Below are 25727 nucleotides of genomic sequence, written 5' to 3'. Positions count from 1 at the left end.
ACCGCACACCAATGACATACCGCCGAAGGAAGACCGAACATGGCTGGACACAGCAAATGGGCCAATATCAAGCACAAAAAAGCAGCAACCGACGCTAAACGTGGCAAGATCTGGACCCGTCTCATCAAGGAAATCACCGTTGCTGCGCGCATGGGCGGCGGCGACCTGACCTCCAACCCGCGCCTGCGCCTGGCCATCGACAAGGCGGCCGACGCCAATATGCCCAAGGATAACGTGCAGCGCGCGATCACCCGCGGCACCGGCGGCGAGGACGGCGCGGCCTACGAAGAGGTCCGCTACGAAGGCTACGGCATCGGCGGCGCGGCCGTCATCGTCGACTGCATGACCGACAACCGCGTACGCACCGTGGCTGAAGTGCGCAACGCCTTCAACAAAAACGGCGGCAACATGGGCAACGAAGGCTCGGTGGCCTTCATGTTCAAGCATTGCGGCCAGTTCCTGTTCGCCCCCGGCACCAATGAGGACGCGCTGATGGAAGTGGCGCTGGAAGCCGGCGCCGAAGACGTGGTGGCCGACGACGAAGGCGGCTTCGAAGTGCTGTGCGGCCCGCACGACTTCGCGGCCGTCAAGGACGCGCTGGAAGCGGCGGGCTTCAAGGCCGAAGTGGCCGAGATCATCATGAAGCCGGCCACCGAAACCGTGTTCACCGGCGATAACGCCGTCAAGATGCAAAAACTGCTGGACGCGTTGGAAGCGCTGGACGATGTCCAGGAAGTCTATTCCAACACGCTGATCGAAGACTGAGGATTTATGAAAATATTGGTAGTCGGCTCCGGCGGCCGTGAACATGCGCTGGCTTGGAAATTGGCGCAATCGGAACGTATCCAGATGGTGTATGTCGCTCCGGGCAACGGCGGCACCGCGCGCGATTCGCGCCTGGTCAACGTCAACATCACGGACCTGCATGAACTGGCGACCTTCGTCGAGCAGGAGCACATCGGCCTGACCGTGGTCGGCCCGGAGACCCCGCTGGCCGGCGGCATCGTCAACCTGTTCCGCGCGCGCGGCCTGAAGGTGTTCGGCCCGACCAAGGAAGCGGCCCAGCTGGAGTCCTCGAAGGACTTCGCCAAGGCCTTCATGCAGCGCCACGGCATCCCGACCGCCAAGTACCAGACCTTCTCGGACGTGGCGCAAGCGCACGCCTACATCGACGCCAACGGCGCGCCCATCGTCATCAAGGCCGACGGCCTGGCCGCCGGCAAAGGCGTGGTGGTGGCGATGTCGCTGGAAGAAGCCCACCGCGCGGTGGACGACATGCTGGCCGATAACCGCTTCGGCGACGCCGGCGCCCGCATCGTCATCGAGGAATTCCTGGCCGGCGAGGAAGCGAGCTTTATCGTCATGTGCGACGGCAAAAACATCCTGCCGCTGGCCACCAGCCAAGACCACAAGCGCCTCAAGGACAACGACGAAGGCCCGAACACCGGCGGCATGGGCGCGTACTCCCCTGCCCCCATCGTCACGCCGGCCATGCACGCCCGCGTGATGCGCGAGATTATCAACCCGACCATCGCCGGCATGGCGAAGGACGGCATCGTCTTCACCGGCTTCCTGTACGCCGGCCTGATGATCGACGCCCAGGGCAACCCGCGCACGCTGGAATTCAACTGCCGCATGGGCGATCCTGAGACGCAACCGATCATGTCGCGCCTGAAGACCGACCTGGTGGCGGTGATGGAACACGCCGTCAACGGCACGCTGGACCAGGTCGAACTGGAATGGGACCGCCGCACCGCCGTTGGCGTGGTGCTGGCAGCGGCCGGCTATCCGGACGCGCCGCTGAAAGGCGCCGTGATCGACGGCATCCCGGCCGAGACGCCGGAATCGGTGACCTTCCACGCCGGCACCACCGAAGTGGGCGGCCAGCTGCAGGTGAGCGGCGGCCGCGTGCTGTGCGTGGTCGGCCTGGGCGACAGCATCAAGATCGCCCAGAAGCAGGCCTACGAAGTGGTCGACCAGATTTCGTTCGACGGCATGCAGTGCCGCCGCGATATCGGCTGGCGCGGCCTGAAGCACTAAGTACCACCCCGCACGGCGGCACACCGGGGTCGGACCCCGTACGGGGTCCGACCCCTTCAGGTTTGGGGTTGCCTCCCAATCGGAGAGTGCCGGGGCGGGCGCTTTTGAGGTACAATCGACCCTCGAAAATTTTATCTCGCCCCATGTTGTCACCTCCCCAGCCTGCCGCCGTCAAAGCCTACCTGCTCGATCTGCAAAACCGCATCGTGCAGGCGCTGGAGGCCGTCGACGGCAAGCCTTTCCTGCGCGACGCGTGGGACCGGCCCGAAGGTGGCGGCGGCATCTCGCGCCTGATCGAGGAAGGCAACGTCATCGAACGCGGCGGCGTCAACTTCTCGCACGTGATGGGCGCCAAGCTGCCGCCATCGGCGTCGGCGCACCGCCCCGACCTCGGCGGCCAGCCGTGGGAAGCGATGGGCGTGTCGCTGGTGATCCATCCGCGCAATCCGTATGCGCCGACGGTGCACATGAACGTGCGCTTCTTCACCACGACCACCGCCGACGGCGAACCGGCGTGGTGGTTCGGCGGCGGCATGGACCTGACGCCCTACTACGGCGACAAGGAAGACGTTAAACACTTCCACCAGGCCTGCGCCGATGCGCTGCAACCGTTTGGCGCGGCGCTGCACCCGCGCTTCAAGAAATGGTGCGACGAGTATTTTTACCTGAAACACCGCCAGGAAGCGCGCGGCGTCGGCGGCATCTTCTTCGATGACTACAACGAAGCGGGCTTCGAGCAAAGCTACGCCATGATGCAAAGCGTCGGCGACGCCTTCCTCAAGGCCTACCAGCCCATCCTGGAACGCCGCAAGGACACGCCGTACGGCGAGCGCGAACGCGACTTCCAGGCCTATCGCCGCGGACGCTACGTCGAGTTCAACCTGGTGTTCGACCGCGGCACGCTGTTCGGCCTGCAGTCGGGCGGCCGCACCGAGGCGATTTTGATGTCGATGCCGCCCATCGTCAAATGGCGCTACCGCTGGGAGCCCGAAGCGGGCAGTCCGGAGGCGGCGCTGTACAGCGACTTCCTGCCGCATCGCGACTGGCTCGCCGCGTGACGATGGCTTACCGCGTCGCACTGCTGGGAGGCAGCTACGATCCGGTGCATCATGGTCACGTCGCACTGGGCGCGCACTTTGCGCAGCTGCTGCAAGTAGACCAGTTGCGCGTGATCCCCGCCGGCCTGCCCTGGCAGAAGTCCACCCTGAAGGCGACGCCCCGTCAGCGCGCCGAGATGGTGGCGCTGGCCTTTGCCGGTGCGGCATACAACGTCGTGGTCGACCTGCAGGAAATCGAACGCGGCGAACAGGGACTGGCCACCTACACGATCGACACGCTGCGCCAGGTGCGCGCCGAACTGGGCGCGTCGGCCTCCATCGCTTTTTTGATGGGCGCCGACCAGCTGCAGCGGCTCGACACCTGGCATGAATGGCAGGCGCTGTTCGACTACGCCCACATCTGCGTAGCGGCCCGCCCCGGCTTTAACCTGGCCACCGCCGGCCTTCCGCCGGCAGTGGCCGAGGCGTTTTCCCGCCGTCTGGGAACGCCTGAACAAATCCGCAACACGCCGCACGGTCTGACTTATCTGGCACAGGACTTCGCGGTGGATATCTCCGCCACCGAAATACGTGCGGCATTACAACGGGGGGATAGCGCAAACTCGCTTATCCCGCCGCTAGTGCTAGACTATATTGAACAACATAATCTATACAAAAGCTAAATGGACATCAAAAAACTGCAATCCCTCGTCGTTGACGCCCTCGAAGACGTCAAGGCCCAAGATATCGCCCTGTTCGACACGACTCACCTGACCAGCCTGTTCGACCGCATCGCCATCGCCTCCGGTACCTCCAACCGCCAGACCAAGGCGCTGGCCGCCTCGGTGCGCGACAAGGTCAAGGCCGCCGGCGGCGACGTCTACGGCATGGAAGGCGAGGACACCGGCGAATGGGTGCTGGTCGACCTGGGCGACATGATCGTCCACATCATGCAGGCGCCGATCCGCGCCTACTACCGCCTGGAAGAAATCTGGGGCGACAAGCCGGTCAAGCTGGGCGCCGCCAAGCGCAAGTCGACCAAGGAAGGCGAGGAAGCCGACGCACCGAAGAAAGTCAGCAGCCACCTGGCCGCCGGCAAAAAAGCCGTCGACGCGTCGCCTGTCATCGAAAAGAAAACCCCGGCACGCAAAGCCGCCGCCGCCAAACCGGCCGCCGAGAAGAAGCCGGCCGCCAAGAAGGCAGCCGCTGTGCCAGCCGGTAAGACCATCAAGGTCGGCAAGACCAAGTCCGCCGTCGCCGCCGCCGAGGCGCTGAAGGCCCTGCCGCCTAAGCGTAAAGTGGCCAAGCCCAAGGCTGACGAAGCGCCGGTCAAGACCGTTATCAAGCGCATCAAAAAAGTCGAGGCGTAATCAGGCATGCAGCTGATCATCGCTGCGGTCGGCCACAAGATGCCGGCCTGGATAGAGACAGGCTTCGCCGAATACGCGAAGCGCATGCCGCCGGAACTGAAGATCGTGCTGAAGGAAATCAAGCCGGTCGACCGTTCCGGCAGCAAGACCGCCGCCACCGCGATGGCGCTCGAACGCGAGCGCATCGAGGCGGCGCTGCCGAAATCGGTCCGCATCATCGCGCTGGACGAACGCGGCAAGGACCTGACCTCGGTCGGCCTGTCGCAGCAGCTGGAAGCCTGGCAGCAGGACGGCCGCGACACGGCCTTCCTGATCGGCGGCGCCGACGGCCTCGATCCCGAGCTCAAGGCCCGCGCCGAAGGCTTGATACGTATTTCCAGCATGACGCTGCCGCATGGTATGGTGCGGGTGATGCTGGCGGAACAGCTGTATCGTGCATGGTCCATCACACAGAACCACCCTTATCACCGCGTTTAAAACATAATTATATGAAGCCGGTCGACAAAAAGATTTACCTCGCGTCCAAGAGCCCGCGACGCCGTGAACTGCTGCGTCAGGTGGGCATCGATTTCGAACTGCTGCTGCTGCGCAGCGACGGCCCGCGCGGCCCCGACGTCACCGAAGAAGTCCATCCCGGCGAAGCGCCGATGGATTACGTGACCCGCGTGGCGCGCGAAAAAGCCGCGTTCGCGGCCGACCTGGTGGTCAAGCGCCGCATGGCGCCGCGCGTGGTGCTGGCGGCCGACACCACCGTCACCATCGACGGCGCCATCCTCGGCAAGCCGGCCACGCCCAACGAAGCCATCGCCATGCTGCAGCAGCTGTCCGGCCGCACCCACCAAGTGCTGACCGCGATCGCCGTGCACTCGGCAGATTTCGCCGGCCAGATCACGCAGGTGTCGGACGTGCGCTTCGGCGTGCTGACGCCGGCCGCCATCAACGCCTACTGCGCCACCCAGGAACCCTACGACAAGGCCGGCGGCTACGGCATCCAGGGCCCGGCCGCGCAGTTCATCGAACACATCACCGGCAGCCATTCCGGCATCATGGGCCTGCCGCTGTACGAGACCGCACAGCTGCTGCGGCAGGCGGGTTTGCCGCTACCCTGAACCCCGCAACCCGGACGCCGGGGTCTGACCCCGTACGGGGGTCAGACCCCGGTCTGCGCACTGCGGGTTGATTGCCGCTCCTCCAAGCGGCGTGTATGATCGTCGTTCAGCCACATCCCTCACAGAAGCCGCGCATGAACGAAGACATCCTGATCAACATCACCCCGCAGGAAACCCGGGTCGCCCTCATCCTGCAGGGCGCCGTGCAGGAGCTGCACATCGAGCGCACGCTCACGCGCGGCCTGGCCGGCAATGTCTATTCGGGCAAGGTGGTGCGGGTGCTGCCCGGCATGCAGTCGGCCTTCATCGACATCGGCCTCGAACGCGCGGCCTTCCTGCACGTGGCCGACATCTGGGAAGCCCGTCCGCATGACGGCGGCCAGAACGCGGCGCCGACCCCGATCGAAAAAATCCTGTTCGACGGCCAGGTGCTGACGGTGCAGGTGATCAAGGACCCGATCGGCACCAAGGGCGCGCGCCTGTCGACCCAGATCTCGATCGCAGGCCGCATGCTGGTCTACCTGCCGCAGGATGCCCACATCGGCATCTCGCAGAAAATCGAAAAGGAATCGGAGCGCGAAGCGCTGCGCGCGCGGCTGCAAAGCCTACTGCCGCCTGAGGAAAAAGGCGGCTACATCGTGCGCACCCAGGCGGAGGAGGCGTCCGACTCGGACATCGCGGCCGACGTCGAATACCTGCGCAAGACCTGGGGTGCGATCCTGCTCGGCGCCAAGACCAAGCCGGCCACCACCCTGCTGCACCAGGACTTGAGCCTGGCCCAGCGCGTGCTGCGCGACTTCGTGCATGACGACACCGCCACCATCCAGGTCGACTCACGCGAGAACTACCTGAACCTGGTCGAATTCGGCCAGGCCTACACGCCGGGCGTGCTGCCGCGCCTGCAGCACTACACCGGCGAGCGGCCGCTGTTCGACCTGTACGGCGTGGAGGAAGAGATCCTGCGCGCGCTGGGCCGGCGCGTGGACCTCAAGTCCGGCGGCTACCTGATCGTCGACCAGACCGAGGCCATGACCACCATCGACGTCAACACCGGCGGCTTCGTCGGCGGCCGCAATTTTGCCGACACCATCTTCAAGACCAACCTGGAAGCGGCGCACGCGATCGCGCGCCAGCTGCGGCTGCGCAACCTGGGCGGCATCATCATCCTCGACTTCATCGACATGGAAAACACCGAGCACCGCAACGCCGTGCTGCTGGAGTTGAAGAAGACCTTGTCGCGCGACCGCACCAAGGTGTCGGTGTCGGGCTTCTCGGCGCTGGGGCTGGTGGAGATGACGCGCAAGCGCACCCGCGAATCGCTGGCGCACATCCTGTGCGAACCGTGCCCGGCGTGCGCCGGCAAGGGCCAGGTGAAAACCTCGCGCACCATCTGCTACGAGATCCTGCGCGAGCTGCTGCGCGAAGCCAAGCAGTTCAACCCGCGCGAATTCCGCATCCTCGCCTCGCAGGAGGTGGTGGACATGTTCCTGGAAGAGGAATCGCAGCACCTGGCGATGCTGGGCGACTTCATCGGCAAGAAGATCTCGCTGCAGGTGGAGACGGCGTATCACCAGGAGCAGTACGACGTCATCCTGATGTAGCTTTTAGTTGCCAAATACAAAACCATGCCGTTACACTTAGTTTCCTTAAAAAAACTAAGAGGATGGCATGACCAACAAGCAATTGACCTGCGCGCCGCTGGCGGCGCTTCTTCTTACTCTCGCCGGATGTGGCGGTGGTGGCGGCGGTAGCAGCGCCGCTACCAGTCCACCCGCGCCGACGCCAAGCGCACAAGGCGCCTACTCGGGCACCTACGCCAACGGCAACCAGCACTTCACCGTGGTGCTGGAGAACGATCAGTTCTATACGCTGTACGGCACTACCACCGGCGGCGTGTTCGCGCTGGGTGGCTTCGTACAGGGCAACGGCAGCTCCAATAACGGCAGCTTCACCGCCAGCGACGTCAGGGACGCGACCTCCTCCGGCCAGTTGCTGTCCGGCTCGCTCAGCGCTTCCTATGTCGCCGGCACCAGCTTCAATGGCACGCTGACCGAAGGCGCGAACGTGGCCGCGTTCAGCGGTGCGCCGCTGTCGACCTCGGTGTACAACTACAACACCGCGGCGAACCTGGCCGACATCGCCGGCGTCTGGAACCTGACCTCGCTGCGCGGCTTCGCCAACACCTTCACCATTTCGGCCACGGGCAGCTTCACCGCCGTGTCGGGCGGCTGCTCCTTCAGCGGCAACTTCACGCCGCGCAGCTCCGGCAAGAACGCGTTCGACGTTGCCCTCACCTTCGGCCCCGCGCCCTGCGTCCTGCCCGGGCAGTCGCTCAGCGGCCTGGCGGTCGACTACCCCATCACCAGCGGCCAGCGGCAGCTGGTCATCGCGCTGCTGAACTCGGCGCGCACCAGTTCCGCGGCCTTCGTCGGCGTCCGCTGAGCCAGGCGGCTGGCGCCGCGCTAATGCGTCGGCGCCACGCTGATGACGGTGCGGCTCAGGTCGATGCCGTGGATCTGCACCGAGCCGAAATTGCTGTTGTCGTTGACGCCGGTGCGGATGTTTTGCAGATCGAGTTCGCCGATCGAGGCTGGCAGCGCCAGGTTGAGCGAGCCGTCCGTGTTCAGGCGCGGCACGTTGCCGCTGGGGCCGTAGACCACGTCCCTGGCGGTGACATCGGCGTTCAGCACGCCCAGCAGCGGAAACAGGGCCATCCCCATCCCGGCGGTCTTGCCGTCGGCCGCGCCGCCGAACAGCCAGTGCAGGGGAAACAGGCTGCGGTTCAGGGAGCGCGCCGGCAGGCGCGCCACCGGCGCCGGGATCGGCGTCGACACGCCGCGCAGCTCGGCGTCGTTCAGCACGTGCAGGGTGGCGCCGGTTTCGGCGGCCGTGATGGCGGTAGCGCCGAACAGCGCGATACCGGCAAGAATTTTAAGAATAGCCATACATGACCTCTGCTTGGTGTGATGGCATAATTATAATATTAATCACACTGATAGGAGACTATATGACGATACGCCACACCCTGGCCCTGCTCGGCCTGGCGCTGGCGGCGCCGTTCGCACTGGCGGCTGATCACGCCCCGCTGGCGGCGCCCACGCCCGCCGTCGGCGACTCCTGGACCTACCAGTACACCGACGTCTGGAAGGGCGTGAAGGGTGCCGTCAACCGCCTCGAAGTGACCGGCGTCGACGCCGCCGGCGTGCACGTGGACATCAAGCGCGCCGCCAGCGGCGCCCTGGTGATCCGGCAGCTGTTCAGCGCCGAAATGAATCCCATCGACCGCGGCGCCATGCACTTCGCGCCCTCGTTCGCGCGCTACGCCTTCCCGCTGGAACCCGGCAAGGAGTGGGCCGCCGAAGCCACCGGCGACAATCCCAAGTCCGGCAAGCACTGGCGCTACCACATCAAGGGCAAGGTGCTAAACTGGGAAAAGATCACCGTGCCGGCCGGCGAGTTCGAGGCGCTGAAGCTCGAGGTGGAGGCGCTGTACAACGGCGAGGAACCCAACAGCCCCGGCGGCAGCGGCCAGCTGCACGAGACGCTGTGGTTCGCGCCCGAGGTCAACAACTTCGTCAAGCTCGACTACCGCGACACCGACTGGAATGGCCGCATCTTCAACCGCGACAGCTGGGAGCTGACCACCTATGTGCGCAAATAGGCACTTGTGAGACCGCATGACCGGCGCCGACACCCCGCCCGCGCCCTACAGTGACGGGCGGCTGCACGCCCGTCCCGCCCTGCTGCGCCAGCCATCCGCCACCCCGCCCCTGCCGCTGCCGCCCGGCAGCCACCGGCTGGCCTTCCCCAACCACCGCCACGCGCGCCTGCACGTGCCGCCGCACGACGGCGCCACGCCGCTGCCGCTGCTGGTGCTGCTGCACGGCGCCGGCGGCCAGCACGGCGGCGGCGACGCCATCGCGCTGGCGCACGCGGCCCGCCACGGCTCGCTGCTGCTGATGCCGGAGGCGCTGTCGACCAGCTGGGATGTGCTGCGCGGCGGCTACGGCCCGGACCTGGCCTTCATCGACCGCCTGCTGGTGTGGACCATGCAGCGCTACGACGTCGATGCCGGCGCCGTGACCATTGGCGGTTTTTCCGACGGCGCCTCGTACGCGCTGTCGGTCGGCCTGATGAACGGCGAACTGTTTTCCGACATCCTGGCCTTCTCGCCCGGCTTCATGGCGCCGCTGCGGCGCAGCGGTATGCCGCGCGTGTTCGTCGCCCACGGCAGCGGCGACCAGGTGTTGTCGGTGGAACGGGGCAAGGCCATCGCGGTGCGCCTGGCCAGCGAGGGCTACGACGTGCGGTACGCGGAATTCGACGGCGCCCACGTGGTGTCGGCGCCGGTCGCCCACGCCGCGCTGCGCCAGCTGGGCGGGCGCTAGGAATCCGCGCGGTCGGGCTGCGGCGACGGCGATAGCGATGGCGATGGCGATGGCGACACTACCGCCAGATCGGCCACGCTGACCTGGTTGCGGCCGGCCGACTTGGCCGCGTACAGCGCCTTGTCGGCCGCCGCCACCAGCTGGCCGGGGATGTCGCCGCGCCGCGGCGCCATGGCCGCCACGCCGGCGCTGACGGTCACCATGCCGAACGGGCTGCCGCCGTGCACGGTCGGCATGGCCGCGATCGCCTGCCGGATACGCTCGGCCACCGCCTGTGCGCCATCGAGCTCGGTGTTGGGCATCAGGATGGCGATCTCCTCGCCGCCGTAGCGCGCCACCACGTCGCCGGCGCGCTTGGGCGTCAGCGCGCGGATCAGCTTGCTCACGGCGCGCAGGCAGTCGTCGCCGGCGCCGTGGCCGTACAGGTCGTTGTACTGCTTGAAGTAGTCGACGTCGATCATCACGAAGGCCAGCGTGTCGGCGTGGCGCATGGCGCGGCTGAACTCGTTGCCGAGCGTGACGTCGAGCTGGCGGCGGTTGGCCAGCCCGGTCAGCCCGTCCTGCATCGCCTGCCGCTCCAGGGTGCGGTTGGCGCCCTCCAGCGCGTCGCGCGCCTGCAACAGCTCGGCCTGGGCCTGCACCCGCAAATTGATCTGGTCCACTAATCGCTTGCCGAAAAAGCCCAGCAGCGCGGCCAGCACGATCACGCCGATCGAGCGCATGAAGCTGTCGTGCCGCCAGTGCTCCAGCATCTCTTCCTGCGACAGCGCGGCCGTCACGAACAGCGGATAGTGCTCCAGCGCGCGGTAGTTGTTGTAGCGGACCTCGGCGTCGTTGGACGAGGCGAACAGGCCCTTGCCGTTGGGCCGGGCGAGGTAGGCCTGGAACAGCGGGGTGTCGCGCAGGCTGAGGCCGACCCGGCGCTCGTCGAACGGCTGGCGCAGCATCAGCGCGCCCTGGCTGGAGATCAGCGCCACCGCGCCGCGCGCGCCGACGTCGAAGCTCTGGTAGAAGCGGCGGAAGTAGTCGATATCCAGCGTGGCCAGCGCCACGCCGGCGAAGCTGCCGTCGGCATGGTTCAGGCGGCGCGAGACGGGGATCACCCACTTGCCGCTGCTGCGGCTGATCACCGGCGCGCCGACATACGGGCCGCGCCCGGCGTGGGTGCGGTGGTACACGAAGTATTCGCGGTCGGCATTGTTGAGCGAGGGGCCGACCATGGCCGGCGAATTGACCAGCCACTGGCCGGATTCGCCGTAGATGAACAGGCCGGCCAGCTGCGGCAGGTTGGTCACGTGTGCCAGCATCTGCCGGCGCACCCGCGCCAGCTGCGGCGCGGCCACGCCGTCGGTCTCGACGCGCTCGGCCAGGTCGGCCAGCGCGGTGTCGGCGGCCTTGATGGTGTCGTCGGCGTGCTGCGCCATGGCGCGCGCCACGTTCGAGGTCAGGCGCTCCATCTCCAGCACCTGGGCGTCGCGCGCGATCAGGCTGCGCCAGACGTCGACCGCCACCAGCGACAGGCAGACCACACCGACAAACAGCGTGGCCCAGAACGTGATCGTGTAGCGTTTAAACATGGTGCGGCATGGTTCAGCCCGCCGGCAGCATGGGGCGCAGGCTGTGCCACACCAGCTCCGGCGTCAGCTTGACCATGCAGTCCTGGTGGCCCAGCGGGCATTCGCGCTGCTTGCACGGCGCGCAGGCCAGCCGCAGCGACAGCGCCGCCGCCACGTCGGAAAACGGTGGCGCGTGGTCGGGATCGGTGGGCCCGTACAACGCCACCACCGGCCGGTTCAGCGCCGAGGCAATGTGCAGCAGGCCGGAATCGTTGGCGACCACGGCGGCGCTGGCGGCGATCAGGGCGATGGCCTCGGCCAGGCTGGTGGCGCCGGCCAGGTTGAGCACCGCGCCGCCCGCCACGGCGGCCGCCACCTCGGCGCACGCCGGCTGGTCCTTGGGCGAACCCAGCAGGATGATCTGGCTGGCGCCGTCGCGCGCCAGGATGGCTTGCGCCAGGCCGGCGAAGTGGGCCGCCGGCCAGCGCTTGGCGCCGCCGAACTCGGCGCCCGGCGCGAACGCCACCATCGGCCGCGCCGGGTCCAGCCCGAGGCGCTGCAGCACGGCGGCGCGCTGCTGCGCATCCACCACCATGCGCGGCCTGGGCAGGGCGGCGCGCCGGGCCGCGTCCTGCACCACCTGCGGCGCCGTCGCCAGCGCGGCGTAGAACGCCACCATCGGCCGCGGCGGGGTTTCGTCGTGGTGCATCACATTGATCAGGCCATGCCGGCTCTCGCCCTTGTAGCCGACCCGGCGCGCAATGCCGGCCAGCCAGGGGATCAGCGCGTACTTGATGGTGTTGGGCAGCACGTAGGCGTCGGCGTAGCCGCGCTGGCGCAGCAGGCGCGCATACTTCCAGCGCTCGCGCAATTGCAGCGCGCCGTGGCGGAACGGGGTTTCCAGCACCTCGTCGACCTCGGCCATCTGGCGCCACACGGGCGACACCGCCGGCGGCGCCAGCACGTCGATCGGCCGCTCGGGATGGGCCGCGCGCAGCAGTTGCAGCAGGGGCTGGGCCATGACGGCGTCGCCGATCCAGTTGGGGGAAATGACCAGGGTGCGCGGGGCGGTCCCGGCGGTGACGTTTTTATCTGGTAACACGGAGTCTTTCATGGTCAGGCCGGTGGCCCATGCCGGCTCGATTATCGCCCATCGCGGGCCCAGCCACAAGCCGGCCACGGCCCGGAATCCCGCCGCCGAACTGCTATAATCGGGCTTTTTTGCGCCGGCCTCCGCCGCCTCCACCGCCCTCACCGTGTGACCATGACTCCAGCCAGCTCCTCGACGCCGCAAACCGAATATGGCGGTCCGCTTTCCTCCACGATGATCTTCCTGCTGCCGGCGCTGGCGCTGTCGAGCAAGGTCGGCCTCGGCCTGGTCCAGTTGCTGATCCTGGTGCTGCTGTTCCGCCGCGCCCCGCTGATGCTGGCGCTGTACCGCCGCCACTGGAGCGACATCGGCGGCGTGGTGATGGCCTTCGGCGGCTATTTCCTGGTGTCGCTGCTGCGCCTGCTGCTGGACCATCAGAGCCTGCACACCCTGGACGGGCCGTCGCGCCTGCTGTTCGGCCTCAGCTGCATCGGCGTGATGGTCTACCTGCGCCCGCGCGCCCGCCATTTCTGGCTGGGCCTGGGCTTTGCCGCCGTGCTGTCGGCGCTGGTCGCGCTGTACCAGGTGACGATCGGCGGCATGGACCGGGCGATCGGCTTCACCCACCACGAAATCACCTTCGGCGACCTGGCGCTGGCCTGCGGCCTGATGTCGCTGTGCGGCCTGACCGACCTGCGCCACACCCGCTTCTCGTGGCTGCCCGTGGCCGGCCTGCTGTGCGGCCTGCTGGCCTCGATCCTGTCGGCCTCGCGCGGCGGCTGGCTGGCGCTGCCGCTGGTGCTGATCCCGGTGGTGCGCCACGGTTCGCGGCTGTACGGCCGCCGCCTGCTGGTGGCGGGCGCGGTGCTGCTGGCGCTGGTGGTGCTGGCGTTCGCCGTGCCGGCCACCGGGGTGGCGGTGCGGATCGCCCAGGCCTTCGCCGACATCAACAACTACCTGGCGCTGGGCGACGCCAACACCTCGGTCGGCATCCGCCTGGAGCTGTGGAAGGCGTCGTGGATGATGTTTAGCGAACACCCGTGGCTGGGCGTGGGGCGCGAACAGTTCGACGTCGCGCTGCACACGCTGGCGGCCCAGGGCCGCCTGCAGCAGTCCGCGGCGCTGCTCTACAGCAGCAGCCACAACGACATGCTGAACTGCCTGGCCACCGGCGGCCTGCTCGACTTCAGCCTGCTGCTGACGATGTATATCGCGCCCCTGCTCTTCTTCGGCGCCCAGCTGCGCCGTCCGGACCAGGGCCAGCACCCGCTGGCGCTGGCCGGCGTGGTGGTGGTGGTGGCCTTCTTCGCCTTCGGCCTGACCGACGTGATGTTCTGGCTGATGATGCCGAAGGTGTTTTACGTGATGATGGTGTGCAGCCTGGTCGGCATGTGCCTGGCCGCGCAGTACCCGGCGCCGGTGCCGCGCCGCATCCTGATCGCCCGCACCGACAATATCGGCGACGTGGTGCTGACCCTGCCGCTGGCCGGCTACCTGAAGCAGCTGTATCCGCAGGTCGAGGTGGTGCTGCTGTGCCGCCGCTACGCCGCCGCCGTGGTGGCGCAGTGCCGCCACGTCGACCGCGTGCTGACGCTGGAGGAGCTGGGCGACGACTGGGCGCACGGCCTGGCGCAGACCGGCTGCGACACCATGATCTTCACCTTCCCGCAGCGCACGCTGGCGGCGGCCGCGCGCCGCTCCGGCATCGAGCGCCGCATCGGCAGCAGCCACCGCATCCACCACTGGTACCACTGCAACCGCCTGGCCACCTTCAGCCGCGCCAATTCGCCGCTGCACGAGGCGCAGCTGAACTTCAAGCTGCTGCTGCCGCTGGGGGTGGACGTGGAGCCGCCGCTGGAACAGTTGAAGACCATGTACGGCCTGGAGACGCCGCGCCATCCGGCCGCCGACGCCGTGCTGGCCGGCCCCGGCTTCAAGCTGATCCTGCATCCCAAGTCCAACGGCAACGGCCGCGAGTGGCCGCTGCAGCACTACACGGCGCTGGCGCGCCTGCTGGGCGCGGCCGAGGGCGTGCGCGTGCTGGTCACCGGCAGCGCGGCCGAGGGCGAGCTGCTGGCGCAGCAGGCGCCGGACTTGCTGGCCTTGCCGAATGTGGAGAATCTGTGCGGCCGCCTGGACCTGGACGGCTTCACCGCGCTGATCGGCGGCTGCGACGGCCTGATCGCCAGCGGCACCGGCCCGCTGCACCTGGCGTCGGCGCTGGGACGGCCGGCGCTGGGCCTGTTCCCGCCGCTCAAGCCGATCGACATCGTGCGCTGGGGCGCGCTGGGTCCGCGCGCGCGCAGCCTGTGCACGGCGCAGCCCTGCGGCCACTGCGAAGACGCGGCGCGCTGCACCTGCATGCTGGCGATCACGCCGGAGCAGGTATTGGAAGTGGTGGAATCGTGGCGCGCCGAGGCGCTGGTGCCGGCGTAAGCCGTCGTCCCCGCGCAGGCGGGGACCCATGCTGAGCTGGCGACGGACAGGTTGTATGGATTCCCGCCTGCGCGGGAATGACGCTTGGGCTAGTCCTGCATCGTAATGCGCACCAGGTCGGCGACGTTGTCGACCCCCAGCTTGACCATCAGCCGCGCCTTGTGCACCTCCACCGTGCGCACGCTGATGCCCAGCGCCGGCCCGATCTCGCGGTTGTGCCGGCCCGTAACCACCAGTTGCATCACCTCGCGCTCGCGCGGCGTCAGCTCGCTCAGCAGGCTGACGTTGCGGTTGCGCCGCTGCTGCTCGCTGTGCACGCTGCGCGCGCGCGCCAGCGCCTCGTCGATGGCGGCGATCAGCTTGGCGTCGTCGAACGGTTTTTCCAGGAAGTCCACGGCGTCGGCCTTGAACGCCGCGCGCGCCATGCTGACGTCGCCGTGGCCGCTCATGATGATCACCGGCAGCCCCCAGCCGCGCCGCTGCAATTCCATTTGCAGGCTCAGGCCGTCCATGCCGGACATGCGGATGTCGATCAGCATGCAGCCGCGCCAGGCCGGCTGCCACGATTGCAGGAAAGCCTCGCCGCTGGCGAACATCGCGGTGCGGTAGCCGCGCACGCCCAGCAGCAGGCCCAGCGCGTCGCGCACCGAGGGATCGTCGTCGACGATGAATACGGTCAAATCATGCTGCATAGTTCACCTGCTCTCCATCCTGCTCCGGGTCCAGCCCCGTATTGCGCGCCAAGGGCAACGCCACCCTGAAAATTCCATGCCCGCCCACCTCGGCCCACAGCGATCCGCCGTGCGCCTCCACGATGGCGCGGCTCAGCACCAGCCCCAGGCCCAGGCCGCTGGCCTTGGACGACACGAACGGCTCGAACAGCCGCGCCGCCAGCGCCGCCGACACGCCCTTGCCGCTATCCTCCACCGACAGCTGCAAACAGCCGTCCTTGCGCTTGCCGTCCAGCCGCTGGCCCGACAGCGTGATGCGGCGCGCGCCGGCCGGCCGCTCCTGCACCGCCTCCAGCGCATTGGCCAGCAGGTTGCGCAGCACCAGTTCCAGCTGCAGGCGGTCGGCCAGGATGGCCAGCGGCGGAATCTCGCCCACCACCAGCTCGACGCCGTGCTCGCGCAGCTGGGCGAAGAACTGCTGGCTGATGGCCGACACCAGCTGGCCGGCGTCGACCGGCTCCAGCTTCATCGCGCCGGTGCGGAAGAAATCGCGCAGCCGCCGCACCACGTCGGCGGCCCGGCCCGACTCGGCAATCATGCGCTGGATCGCGCCCTTGAGCACCTCGCCGCCCTCGCCGCGCTCCAGCAAATATTCGCAGGCCTTGCCGTAGGCGCCCAGCGCCGTCAACGGCTGGTTCAGCTCGTGCGCCAGCGCGGCCGCCATCTCGCCGGCCGCCGCCAGCCGCAAGCTCTGTTTGAGCTCGCTGGCCACCTTGCGCAGCTCGTCGACCGCGATGCCGATCGAAAAGCCCACCAGCGCCAGCACCGCGTCCAGCATCTGCAACTCGTGCACGGCGATGTTGACCGCGTGGTTCCATTTGACCAGCGCGCCGATGCCCGCCTGCAGCACAAACACCATCAGCGCCGTGCCGAACAGCCCCTGGCGGAAGGCGGCCCAGATCACCGGCAGGAACAGGAAATAAAAATGCTTGAACTCCGACGTGGCGATGGTGCCGAACACCATGTCGAGCACGCCGATCGCCAGCGCCAGGTAGGCCAGCGTCTCGGCCCGCCACACCGTCGCCCGCAGGCGCTGGCGGCCACCGGCGCTGGCCAGCATCCAGATCAGCGGCATCGACACCAGCACCCCGACCATGTCGCCGATGCCGAAGCGTAGCACCGCCTCGCCCCACTGCCCGGCCGGGATCAGCCCGGCCGCGGCCAGCAAGCTGATATAGCCGACATCGTTGACCAGGGTGCCGAGCACCACGATCAGCACCCACTGGAACATGCGGTCGCGGCTGTCGAACACGCCGCCGTCGCCGAACCGGCGGCGCAGCGCCGCGCCCAGCAGGCCGTAGCCGGCGGTCAGCCACAGCGAGCCCAGCACGCCCACCGTCCAGCCGGCCGGCATGCCGCGCACCAGCAGCTCGCCGCCCAGCAGCGCCAGGCACCACGGCAGCGCCGCGCGCCAGCCGTGCCGCAGCCAGAACACCAGGCCCAGCGCCGGATCCGGATTCCACGGCGTGATGTTCAAGCCATACAAGGGGTCGATATAGGTCGCCCAGTCGAATAGCAGGTACAGCGCTATGAAAGCGGGAAATTCCAGGTAACGCAGACGGGAGGAAGACATACGGGACGCTTTGTATCGTTATGTAGCATTATGCATTGCTGGAATTCATCGCGCATTGCTTTTTACAACTACGCGTTCCCCTTACTCCCGCGCTTTCCCCTCTATGCAACACTTACTTTTTCGAAGCAGTAATTATTAAGGGAAAAACGTAAGCCTTTACCCCAATTTACAATACGTTACACAGGATTTACGATGCCCACATGTCGTAATGGCACCTCCTATTGACGAGAAGACACTAAAGTAGCCGTGCCGCGTTACCCCGTCGGCCGTGAATGATGTCTCCCGTGCAGCTGCCGCCATACACCCCTTGCAGCCCGATTTCCATGAGAGACGTCAGATGTCGCAGTTAATCACCCTCCGCTCCGGCGTGGCCGGCTTCAGCGGCCTGAAACAGCTGCGCGAAACGTTCAAGCTGTCGCTGCGCTCCCTGCTGCACCGCCAGGCCACCGGCGGCTGGCTGCAACTGCTCAACTCCCATCCGCTGTTCATGGACCTGGTCAAGGCCCGCCCGCGCCTGCTCTACAAGATTTACCGTCCCTACCTGAGCAACACGATGAGCTGCGTCCAGCGCGTCGACCTGCTGCAGCAGCACTACCGCTTCATCTTCCGCCAGGGCCTGGGGCCGCTGACGGTGCGCGCCGCGCGCGGTGGCGTGGTGCTGGGCAGCGTCGAGGGCAAGACCGGCCTGCGCTACCAGCTCGAACTGCGCGCCATCGAGCCGATGGAGCGCGAAGGCGAACTGGTGCTGCAACTGAAGCATGATGGGGTGCTGGTCTACAGCTGCGCGTTTTCCTTCCTGCAAGGAGTGCGCGGCATGGTGCTGGGCATAGGCTGCATGCAGGGCTCGAAGAGCGAACAGGGCCTGCAAGTGATCAAGGATGCCACCCGCGAGCTGCACGGCCTGCGGCCGAAGAATATGATGGTCAAGCTGCTGAGCCAGATCGGCCACGATTACGGCTGCGTCGAGCTGCGCCTGGTCAGCAACGCCAACCGCGTGGTGTGCGGCGCCTCGCGCGAGGGCAAGGTGCTGGCCGACTACGACACGCTGTGGCAGGAGCTGGAGGCCAGCCGCCGCGCCGACGGCGACTGGCACCTGCCGTGCGAGGCCATCGCGCCGCCGGACCTGGCGGCGATCGCCTCGAAGAAGCGCTCGGAGGCGCGCAAGCGCCACGAGACGCTGATCGCCATCAGCGCCGCCATCCGCGCCGGCCTGAGCGCGCCGCGCTTCGAAGCGGTGCCGACGCCGCTGGGCCAGAACTACAGCACGCTGCCCACCGTCGCGCACGATGGCGACGAATACGCATTGGCCTGAAAAATCCGGTACCATGGGCCTTTCGTCCAAGGAGAAATACCATGCGTGTGGATATTTATTACCGAGATGAAGCAAAAGGCAAGCACAGCTACCTGGCTGTGCCCGAGGGCAAACCCATCCCCGAGGAAGCCACCAACACCGACTGGCACCCCGAGGCCAGCCACGTCGAAGTCGACGATGGCCGCGACGACCTTTCCCGCTATCACATCGTCCACCCGCTGGAGCAGATAGGCGCCAAGGGCTATGCCATCACCAGCCTCGACGGCCAGATGTGACGTCATTCCCGCGCAGGCGGGAATCCATACTGAGCCAGCGTTCTATGGACTCCCGCCTGCGCGGGAGCGACGTTAGTACTCGATCGCCACATCCCTGGCGCCCAGCACCTGCTGCAGCGCCAGCTGCAACTCGTCCGACGGCGCCACGCGCCAGGCCTCGCCCAGCTGCACCACGCAACCCACGCCCTGCGGCGTGATGCGCGCCGACACCGGCAAGCCGTCCGCGTGGCGGTGCGGCGCCAGCACTTCGGCCATCTTGCGCACGTCCACCGAGGTCGGCAGCGCCATGCCCAGCTGCTTGCCGTAGTTGACGCGCGCCGTCACGATGTCGAACACCTTTTCTGCCGAGATGCGCAGGCCGCCGGAGAAGCGGTCTTCCGACACCTTGCCGACCACGGCCAGGAACTCGTCGTCCTTGAACATGCGCTTGTTCTCTTCGAACACTTCCGAATACACGGTCACCTCGACCACCGCCGTCTTGTCGTCCAGCGTGACGATCAGGATCTTGCCGCGCTGCGTCATCTGCGGGCGGATGCCGGTGATCACGCCGCACAGCATGCGCGGCTCGCGCGACGGCTCCAGCTCGGACAGCTTGGTGCGGGCGAAGCGGCGCGCCTCCGGCGCGTACGAGTCGAACATGTGGCCGGACAGGTAGAAGCCCAGCGCGATCTTTTCCTCGGCCAGCTTCTGGCGGTCGGTGAACGGCGCGGCCTTCACGTATTCGGGCGGCGCCACCAGGTCGGAATCATCGCCGCCGAACAGGCTGACCTGGTTGGCCGCCTTGGCCTCCTGGTCCGCGCATTCCATCGCGAAGCTGACCGAGGCCAGCAGGATGGCGCGGTCGATGGCCAGGCAGTCGAAGGCGCCTGCGCGTATCAGCGATTCGATGGTGCGGCGGTTAATCTGCTTCTTGTCCACGCGCTTGCAGAAATCGAACAGGCTGGTGAACGGGCCGCCGGCGCTGCGGGCGGCGATGATGGCCTCGATCGCGTTCTGGCCGGCGCCCTTGCAGGCGCCCAGGCCGTAGCGGATCTGCGTGACCTTTTTGCCGGTCACCGAAGGCGGCGGGCCGTCCGGCATGAAGCGGAAGTCGGACTTGTTGATGTCCGGCGGCAGGATGGTCAGGCCGCAGATGTCGATCGAATCCTCGACCAGGATCTTGACCTTCTCGGTATCCTCCATCGCCAGCGACATGTTGGCCGCCATGAACGCGGCCGGATGGTGCGCTTTCAGATAGGCCGTGTGGTAGGACAGCAGTGCGTAGGCGGCGGCGTGCGACTTGTTGAAGCCGTAGCCGGCGAACTTTTCCATCAAGTCGAAGATCTCGTCGGCCTTCTGCGCGGACAGGCCGTCCTTGGCGGCGCCGGCGCGGAAGATCTCGCGGTGCTCGGCCATCTCCTCGGCCTTCTTCTTGCCCATCGCGCGGCGCAGCATGTCGGCGCCGCCCAGCGAGTAGCCGCCGACGATCTGCGCCATCTGCATCACCTGCTCCTGGTACACCATGATGCCGTAGGTTTCGGACAGAATCGATTCGGTGCGCGGATCGGGGTAGTCGAACTTCTCGCCGTGCTTGCGCTTGCAGAAGTCCGGGATCAGGTCCATCGGGCCCGGACGGTACAGCGCCACCAGCGCGATGATGTCCTCGAAGCGGTCGGGACGGGCGTCCTTCAGCATGCCCTGCATGCCGCGCGACTCCAGCTGGAACACGGCCACGGTCTTGGCCTTGGTCAGCAGCTCGTACGAGGGACGGTCGTTCAGCGGCAGGCGCGCCAGGTCGAACTCGGCCTCCTTGGGGTCGAGCATCTTGATGTAGCGAACCGCGCGGTCCAGGATGGTCAAGGTGGTCAGGCCCAAAAAGTCGAACTTGACCAGGCCGACGGCCTCGACGTCGTCCTTGTCGTACTGCGACACCACGCCGCCGTCGCCGCCCTGCGTGTACAGCGGGCAGAAGTCGGTCAGCTTGCCCGGCGCGATCAGCACGCCGCCGGCGTGCATGCCGATGTTGCGGGTGATGCCCTCGACCTGTTGCGCCAGGTCCAGCAGCTGCGCCACCTCCTCCTCGTTCTGCTGGCGCTCCTTGAGCATCGGCTCTTCCTCGATCGCCTCGGCGATCGACACCGGCTTGCCCGGCTTGAACGGAATCAGCTTGGAGACGCCGTCGCAGAAGTTGTAGCCGAAGTCCATCACGCGGCCGACGTCGCGGATCGCGCCCTTGGCCGCCATGGTGCCGAAGGTGGCAATCTGCGACACCGCGTCGCGGCCGTACAGGTCCTTGACGTGCTGGATCACGAGGTCGCGCTTTTCCTGGCAGAAGTCGATGTCGAAGTCGGGCATCGAGACGCGCTCGGGATTGAGGAAGCGCTCGAACAGCAGATTGTATTTGAGCGGATCGAGGTCGGTGATCTTCAGCGCGTACGCCACCAGCGAGCCCGCGCCCGAACCGCGGCCCGGCCCGATCGGCACGTCGTTGTTCTTGCCCCACTGGATAAACTCCGCCACGATCAGGAAGTAGCCGGGGAACTTCATGTTGATGATGGTGTTGTTCTCGAACTCCAGCCGCTCCTCGTAGCGCGGGCGTTGTTGCTCGCGCTTGACCGGATCCGGATACAGCTGCTCCAGGCGTTCCTCCAGGCCCTTCTTGGTTTCCGCGCGCAGGAAGTCGTCGATGGTCATGCCAGGCGTCGGGAAGTTCGGCAGCTGCGGCTTGCCCAGGGTCAGCGTCAGGTTGCAGCGCTTGGCGATCTCCACCGAGTTCTGCAGCGCGGCCGGCAGGTCGTGGAACAGCTCGCGCATCTCGGCCTGCGACATGAAGCACATCTGCTCATTGAAGCGGCGCACGCGCTTGTTATTGGCCAGCATCTCGCCCTCGGCGATGCAGGTGCGCGCCTCGTGCGCGATGAACTCTTCCTTGCGGATGAACTGCACCGGATGGGTCGCCACCACGGGCAGGCCCAGCTTGGCGGCCAGCGCCACCGAGTGGCGCACCTGGGCCTCCTGGTTGGGCTGGCCGGCGCGCTGGATCTCGATATAGAAATGGCCGGGGAAGATCTGCGCCCACTTCTCGGCGTTCTTCTCGGCCAGCGCCGGGTTGCCGTTTTCAATCGCCATGCCGACGTCGCCGAAGTGCGCGCCGGACAGCGCGATCAGGCCGTTGGCCGGATTGACGTCGGGCAGCAGCGGATAGGTTTTAGAGGTCAGCTCGACCAGCCACTCGGTGCGGATCTCGGCGCGGCCCTTGTACTGGTTGGTCAGCCAGGCTTGCGACAGCAGCTCGCACAGCTGCAGGTAGCCCATGTGGTTCTTGGCGAACAGCATCAGGCGGTGCGGCTTGTCGCGGTTGTCGTCGTTGGTGATCCAGACGTCGACGCCCACCACCGGCTTGATGCCCTTGCCGCGCGCGGCCTTGTAGAACTTGACCATGCCGAACATATTGGCGAGGTCGGTGACGGCCAGCGCGGCCTGCTTGTCCTTGGCGGCGGCGCCGACCAGGTCGTCGATGCGCACCAGGCCGTCGACGATGGAATACTCCGAGTGCACGCGCAGATGGACGAAGGCCGGTCCCGCGGGGACAGCCGCCGCCGGCGCCACTTCTTGTTCGTTTGCTACCACGTTTGCTGCCATATTCATACGCCGCTCAATGCTGGTTCAATAACCAGCTATTTTACCGTGCGGCGGCCGGGTGCGATGAATCTGATTTGCAGCCCCGTTTGCGCCAGGTCGGCGTCCGGTGTTACGCTGTAAGTACGATAGGCAAATGAACAGTGTAGACCTGATCAGGCAGCTTGAACGAGCGGGCTGGCTACTCCGCAACATCAGGGGTTCCCACCACATCTATGTGCACCCTTTGCGGAGTGGGCACATCAGCGTGCCCCACCCAAGAAAAGACCTTGGAACCGGCTTGGTTCACAAGCTGCTTAAGCAAGCTGGACTGAAATAGGACATCACTATGAGGTATCTGATCGCAATCGAACCCGGTGACGCAACGCATGCATTTGGCGTTGTAATACCCGATCTTCCCGGTTGCTTCTCAGCCGGAGATACTTTGGATGAAGCAATCGACAGCGCTTGCGAAGCCGCGGAACTCTGGCTGACCACAGTGATTGAGGACGGTGGCGGCATCCCGCAGGCACATTCTTTTACGGAACACCACGCAAATCCTGAGTTTTCCGGCTGGATTTGGGCGGTCATATCCATCGATGTGACCGCACTGACACCTAAGAACACCAGCCACGCCGCTTAAAGTCATGCAGTTAAACCATACCCGCTCACACGCAGCAGGAAGTCATCGAACCGCGAACATCACTTGTCCCGGCCACCGCGCGGAACAAACGGTTGCGCCTGCTCACGCGATTCCGCCAATGACGCCAGCGATTCCGCAACGAAGCTGACCGGCAAATCCGGGTTGTCCAAGGCCGCGCGTCCCGAGCTATTGACCGCGTCCCCCTGCTCACCAGGATGCAATACCAACCAGTCCCTCAAGGCTTGGTTGATACGCGTCTGCCAGCCAGGTCCCTCTACCTTGAAAGCAGCGACGATATCACGATCCAGGCGAAGCTTAACTGCGACCTTGGTAACGGCTTGCGGGGGGCGTCCGCGCTTAACCAATACCCCCCCACGATACAGGCTCGCTTCAGCAAACCAGGCTTCACTCAATGCTGGAGCGTCATCCTCGTCAGCCAAGGGATCTTTTGAATAGGGCAACTTCTTTTTCATTCGCATACCTCGCGCACGTCGACGCCAAGTCCACACCAGCACGACAGTCCGGCTACGCAACAACCCTATCGTTATGAAACGATCCTCGCCATATTCAACACGCTCATCGAGCCAAGTGAACGTATCACCATCAAATATCAGAGACGCGTCGGCAAAATCCAGTCCCCGGCTGACCAGGGTCGCAGCGCGCTTTTCAGGATCAAATTCGATCAGCATATTTATTGTACCCCCAATAAATATTGACGGTATTGACGCGGCCTATTTTTCGACACGCATGACTGACAACATACCCCGCCCAGAAAAGCTCACATTGGCGAATCAACATCAGGGACCTCGAAATACCCGTCGTTCCCGCGCAAGCGGGAACCCATACGCCGCATGAGCAGAAGCTCAACATGGATTCCCGCCTGCGCGGGAATGACGAATTGGTGGTTATTCGAGGTGCCCATCAGCATCTGCACATTTTTTAAGCACGAAAGAGTCATTCACAGCAAGCTCGCGTATAATATCGGCTCGTTACTTTTTTTGATCCTGCCCACCATGCACGCTAATACTGCTTTACAAGCTGAAGCGCATGCCGCCGCCGTCGCTGCCGCTGCCGCTCACGTCAACATTGCCGCCTACAAGTTCGTCACCTTCGACGACACCGAAGCGATGCGCCCGCTGTACCAGGACATTTGCCAGCGCCTGGCGCTGAAGGGCACTATCCTGCTAACGCCGGAAGGCATCAATATGTTCCTGTCCGGTCCGCGCGCCCGCATCGACGAGTTCCTGGCCTGGGTCCGCAGCGACGCCCGCTTCGCCGACCTGGAAGTGAAGGAAAGCTATTCGGTCGAGCAGTCGCACAAACGCATGCTGGTCAAGATCAAAAAAGAAATCATCACCATGCGCATGCCGCTGATCAAGCCGGAGGAAGGCCGCGCGCCCTTCGTCGAGGCGCACACCCTCAAGCGCTGGCTGGACAGCGGTGTCGACGACAACGGCCGGCCGGTGGTCATGGTCGACACCCGCAACGACTTCGAGGTCGATGTCGGCACCTTCGACAACACGGTCGACTACCGCATCAAGAAATTCACCGAGTTCCCGGAAGTGATCGCCGCCCACAAGGACGACTTCGCAGGCAAGACCGTGGTCACCTTCTGCACCGGCGGCATCCGCTGCGAAAAGGCCGCCATCCACATGCAGAACATCGGCTACGACAACGTCTACCAGCTCGAAGGCGGCATCCTCAAGTACTTCGAGGAAGTCGGCGGCGCCCACTACACCGGCGACTGCTTCGTGTTCGACTACCGTACCGCCCTCAATCCGAAACTGGAACCGACCGAGACCGTGCAATGCTTCGTCTGCCGCTCGGTGGTCACGCCGCGCCAGCAACTGGCGCCGGAATACGTGTATGAGGTGTCGTGCCCGCACTGCTACGGCAAGAAGTAAGGAAAACGGCGCCCGATGTGGCGCCGGAACCGGCCGGCGACTGGATCCTCAGGCCAGCCGGTCTCTTGCCTCGGCGTACACGCGACCGCGCTCCCGCTTGCCCACCGCGATGACAGTCACGTAGACGACGTCGTCCTCGACCCGATAAATCAAACGGTAGCCTGCGGTCTTGAGCTTAATTTTGTAGCAATCGACCATGCCGGATAACGCCGCGCTGGGCACTCTCGGCTGCTCAAGTCGTTCCGCCAGCTTTTTCTTGAAGGGCTCCCTGACGCTGCCGTCAAGCTTTTGCCATTCAGCCCAGGCCAGCTGATGAAAGCGCAGCTTAAAGGTCATGCAAGGTGACCTCAACAAAGGGGCCATCTTGCCGCTCTCTCACCAGTTGAGCGTCTTCCAGATCCTCCATGCGCGCCAATAACTGCTCATAGTAATCAGCGGACAATAGGTACGCTTCCGGTCGGTTGTGATTGAGGACCGCGACCGGCGTGTTTTCCATTGCTTTCAGAATATTGGAATAGTTGCGCTTCAACTCCGTCACACTAACGGTAATATTGGTAAGTACGGTATCCATCGCCAAATCCCATCACCAAATTAAATGCTGATTAAAACATCTAATATAGCACCGTTTATAGACCCTCTTTTCGACCCCATTGCCTGGACCACGAT

Annotated in this window: 26 protein-coding genes; 17 read left to right on the top strand and 9 right to left on the bottom strand. The window is 65.7% G+C overall.

Going from position 1 to position 25727, the window contains the following annotated elements; translation table 11 throughout:
- The first annotated feature begins 39 nt into the window (after window positions 1-39).
- The 9 genes from ACEN9O_RS14215 (at window position 40) to ACEN9O_RS14175 (ending at window position 7998) form a co-directional block, all read left to right on the top strand.
- Window positions 40-765 carry a YebC/PmpR family DNA-binding transcriptional regulator gene (locus ACEN9O_RS14215; RefSeq protein WP_116991459.1) on the top strand — a complete coding sequence of 242 codons (726 nt, stop codon included), beginning with the start codon at window positions 40-42 and terminating at the stop codon, window positions 763-765.
- 6 nt (window positions 766-771) lie between these two features.
- On the top strand, window positions 772-2040 hold the full coding sequence (purD, locus tag ACEN9O_RS14210) for a phosphoribosylamine--glycine ligase (RefSeq protein WP_495618171.1): 1269 nt from the start codon (window positions 772-774) through the stop codon (window positions 2038-2040).
- 143 nt (window positions 2041-2183) lie between these two features.
- Window positions 2184-3098, top strand: coding sequence for an oxygen-dependent coproporphyrinogen oxidase (gene hemF, locus ACEN9O_RS14205; protein WP_495618170.1), 915 nt, complete (start codon window positions 2184-2186; stop codon window positions 3096-3098).
- 2 nt (window positions 3099-3100) lie between these two features.
- Window positions 3101-3760: a nicotinate-nucleotide adenylyltransferase gene (locus tag ACEN9O_RS14200; protein WP_495618473.1), complete on the top strand. Its 660-nt coding sequence runs from the start codon at window positions 3101-3103 to the stop codon at window positions 3758-3760.
- Window positions 3761-4447 carry a ribosome silencing factor gene (rsfS, locus tag ACEN9O_RS14195; RefSeq protein ID WP_495618169.1) on the top strand — a complete coding sequence of 229 codons (687 nt, stop codon included), beginning with the start codon at window positions 3761-3763 and terminating at the stop codon, window positions 4445-4447.
- Window positions 4448-4453: 6 nt separating this feature from the next.
- On the top strand, window positions 4454-4924 hold the full coding sequence (rlmH, locus tag ACEN9O_RS14190; RefSeq protein WP_008451768.1) for a 23S rRNA (pseudouridine(1915)-N(3))-methyltransferase RlmH: 471 nt from the start codon (window positions 4454-4456) through the stop codon (window positions 4922-4924).
- Between the two features lie 11 nt (window positions 4925-4935).
- A complete protein-coding gene (locus ACEN9O_RS14185) occupies window positions 4936-5556 on the top strand; it encodes a Maf family protein (protein ID WP_495618168.1) in 621 nt (206 codons plus the stop codon).
- Window positions 5557-5690: 134 nt separating this feature from the next.
- Window positions 5691-7157 carry a ribonuclease G gene (gene rng / locus ACEN9O_RS14180; RefSeq protein ID WP_495618167.1) on the top strand — a complete coding sequence of 489 codons (1467 nt, stop codon included), beginning with the start codon at window positions 5691-5693 and terminating at the stop codon, window positions 7155-7157.
- A gap of 67 nt (window positions 7158-7224) precedes the next feature.
- Window positions 7225-7998: a hypothetical protein gene (locus ACEN9O_RS14175; protein WP_495618166.1), complete on the top strand. Its 774-nt coding sequence runs from the start codon at window positions 7225-7227 to the stop codon at window positions 7996-7998.
- A 20-nt stretch (window positions 7999-8018) separates the two neighbouring features.
- Here the strand turns inward: ACEN9O_RS14175 and ACEN9O_RS14170 are convergent, their stop codons facing one another.
- Window positions 8019-8501, bottom strand: a complete 483-nt coding sequence (locus tag ACEN9O_RS14170) for a hypothetical protein (RefSeq protein WP_495618165.1) — start codon at window positions 8499-8501, stop codon at window positions 8019-8021.
- A 62-nt stretch (window positions 8502-8563) separates the two neighbouring features.
- Here ACEN9O_RS14170 and ACEN9O_RS14165 point away from each other — a divergent pair, with 62 nt between their 5' ends.
- Both ACEN9O_RS14165 and ACEN9O_RS14160 read left to right on the top strand, forming a co-directional pair.
- Complete coding sequence (locus ACEN9O_RS14165; protein ID WP_495618164.1) at window positions 8564-9217, top strand: hypothetical protein; 654 nt, start codon at window positions 8564-8566, stop codon at window positions 9215-9217.
- A gap of 16 nt (window positions 9218-9233) precedes the next feature.
- On the top strand, window positions 9234-9944 hold the full coding sequence (locus tag ACEN9O_RS14160; protein ID WP_495618163.1) for an alpha/beta hydrolase: 711 nt from the start codon (window positions 9234-9236) through the stop codon (window positions 9942-9944).
- Here ACEN9O_RS14160 and ACEN9O_RS14155 read toward each other — a convergent pair.
- Window positions 9941-11521, bottom strand: coding sequence for a sensor domain-containing diguanylate cyclase (locus ACEN9O_RS14155; protein ID WP_495618162.1), 1581 nt, complete (start codon window positions 11519-11521; stop codon window positions 9941-9943). The two genes, ACEN9O_RS14160 and ACEN9O_RS14155, sit on opposite strands and share 4 nt — an antisense overlap.
- A 13-nt stretch (window positions 11522-11534) precedes the next feature.
- Window positions 11535-12614, bottom strand: a complete 1080-nt coding sequence (waaF, locus tag ACEN9O_RS14150; RefSeq protein WP_495618161.1) for a lipopolysaccharide heptosyltransferase II — start codon at window positions 12612-12614, stop codon at window positions 11535-11537.
- 150 nt (window positions 12615-12764) lie between these two features.
- Here waaF and ACEN9O_RS14145 point away from each other — a divergent pair, with 150 nt between their 5' ends.
- Entirely contained in the window at window positions 12765-15026 is a 2262-nt protein-coding gene (locus tag ACEN9O_RS14145) for a glycosyltransferase family 9 protein (protein ID WP_495618160.1), read from the top strand.
- Between the two features lie 89 nt (window positions 15027-15115).
- On the opposite strand, the gene ACEN9O_RS14140 is transcribed toward ACEN9O_RS14145, so the two are convergent.
- Together ACEN9O_RS14140 and ACEN9O_RS14135 are read right to left on the bottom strand one after the other, a co-directional pair.
- Window positions 15116-15718, bottom strand: coding sequence for a response regulator transcription factor (locus tag ACEN9O_RS14140; protein WP_495618159.1), 603 nt, complete (start codon window positions 15716-15718; stop codon window positions 15116-15118).
- Window positions 15708-17330, bottom strand: coding sequence for a sensor histidine kinase (locus ACEN9O_RS14135; protein ID WP_495618158.1), 1623 nt, complete (start codon window positions 17328-17330; stop codon window positions 15708-15710). Before ACEN9O_RS14135 ends, ACEN9O_RS14140 begins: the two co-directional genes overlap by 11 nt.
- Before the next feature lie 337 nt (window positions 17331-17667).
- Here ACEN9O_RS14135 and ACEN9O_RS14130 point away from each other — a divergent pair, with 337 nt between their 5' ends.
- Together ACEN9O_RS14130 and ACEN9O_RS14125 are read left to right on the top strand one after the other, a co-directional pair.
- Window positions 17668-18642: a VirK/YbjX family protein gene (locus tag ACEN9O_RS14130; RefSeq protein ID WP_495618157.1), complete on the top strand. Its 975-nt coding sequence runs from the start codon at window positions 17668-17670 to the stop codon at window positions 18640-18642.
- A 41-nt stretch (window positions 18643-18683) separates the two neighbouring features.
- Complete coding sequence (locus ACEN9O_RS14125) at window positions 18684-18917, top strand: DUF6139 family protein (RefSeq protein ID WP_495618156.1); 234 nt, start codon at window positions 18684-18686, stop codon at window positions 18915-18917.
- Window positions 18918-18989: 72 nt separating this feature from the next.
- On the opposite strand, the gene dnaE is transcribed toward ACEN9O_RS14125, so the two are convergent.
- Entirely contained in the window at window positions 18990-22544 is a 3555-nt protein-coding gene (dnaE, locus tag ACEN9O_RS14120; protein WP_495618155.1) for a DNA polymerase III subunit alpha, read from the bottom strand.
- Window positions 22545-22671: 127 nt separating this feature from the next.
- Between dnaE and ACEN9O_RS14115 the strand changes: the two genes are divergently transcribed.
- Window positions 22672-22854 (top strand): type II toxin-antitoxin system HicA family toxin, encoded by a 183-nt coding sequence (locus ACEN9O_RS14115; protein WP_495618154.1) that lies wholly within the window; start codon window positions 22672-22674, stop codon window positions 22852-22854.
- 9 nt (window positions 22855-22863) lie between these two features.
- Window positions 22864-23157, top strand: coding sequence for a type II toxin-antitoxin system HicB family antitoxin (locus ACEN9O_RS14110; protein WP_495618153.1), 294 nt, complete (start codon window positions 22864-22866; stop codon window positions 23155-23157).
- 59 nt (window positions 23158-23216) lie between these two features.
- Here the strand turns inward: ACEN9O_RS14110 and ACEN9O_RS14105 are convergent, their stop codons facing one another.
- Entirely contained in the window at window positions 23217-23846 is a 630-nt protein-coding gene (locus ACEN9O_RS14105; protein WP_495618152.1) for a BrnA antitoxin family protein, read from the bottom strand.
- Window positions 23847-24170: 324 nt separating this feature from the next.
- Between ACEN9O_RS14105 and ACEN9O_RS14100 the strand changes: the two genes are divergently transcribed.
- Window positions 24171-25061 carry a sulfurtransferase gene (locus tag ACEN9O_RS14100; RefSeq protein WP_495618151.1) on the top strand — a complete coding sequence of 297 codons (891 nt, stop codon included), beginning with the start codon at window positions 24171-24173 and terminating at the stop codon, window positions 25059-25061.
- Window positions 25062-25109: 48 nt separating this feature from the next.
- Here ACEN9O_RS14100 and ACEN9O_RS14095 read toward each other — a convergent pair whose 3' ends face one another.
- Together ACEN9O_RS14095 and ACEN9O_RS14090 are read right to left on the bottom strand one after the other, a co-directional pair.
- On the bottom strand, window positions 25110-25397 hold the full coding sequence (locus ACEN9O_RS14095) for a type II toxin-antitoxin system RelE family toxin (RefSeq protein ID WP_495618150.1): 288 nt from the start codon (window positions 25395-25397) through the stop codon (window positions 25110-25112).
- On the bottom strand, window positions 25387-25632 hold the full coding sequence (locus tag ACEN9O_RS14090; RefSeq protein WP_495618149.1) for a type II toxin-antitoxin system Phd/YefM family antitoxin: 246 nt from the start codon (window positions 25630-25632) through the stop codon (window positions 25387-25389). The genes ACEN9O_RS14095 and ACEN9O_RS14090 overlap by 11 nt, the downstream gene beginning before the upstream one ends.
- Between the last annotated feature and the right edge of the window lie 95 nt (window positions 25633-25727).

This window comes from Duganella sp. Dugasp78, from assembly GCF_059491455.1.
This window is presented reverse-complemented; position numbering and strand designations above follow the sequence as displayed.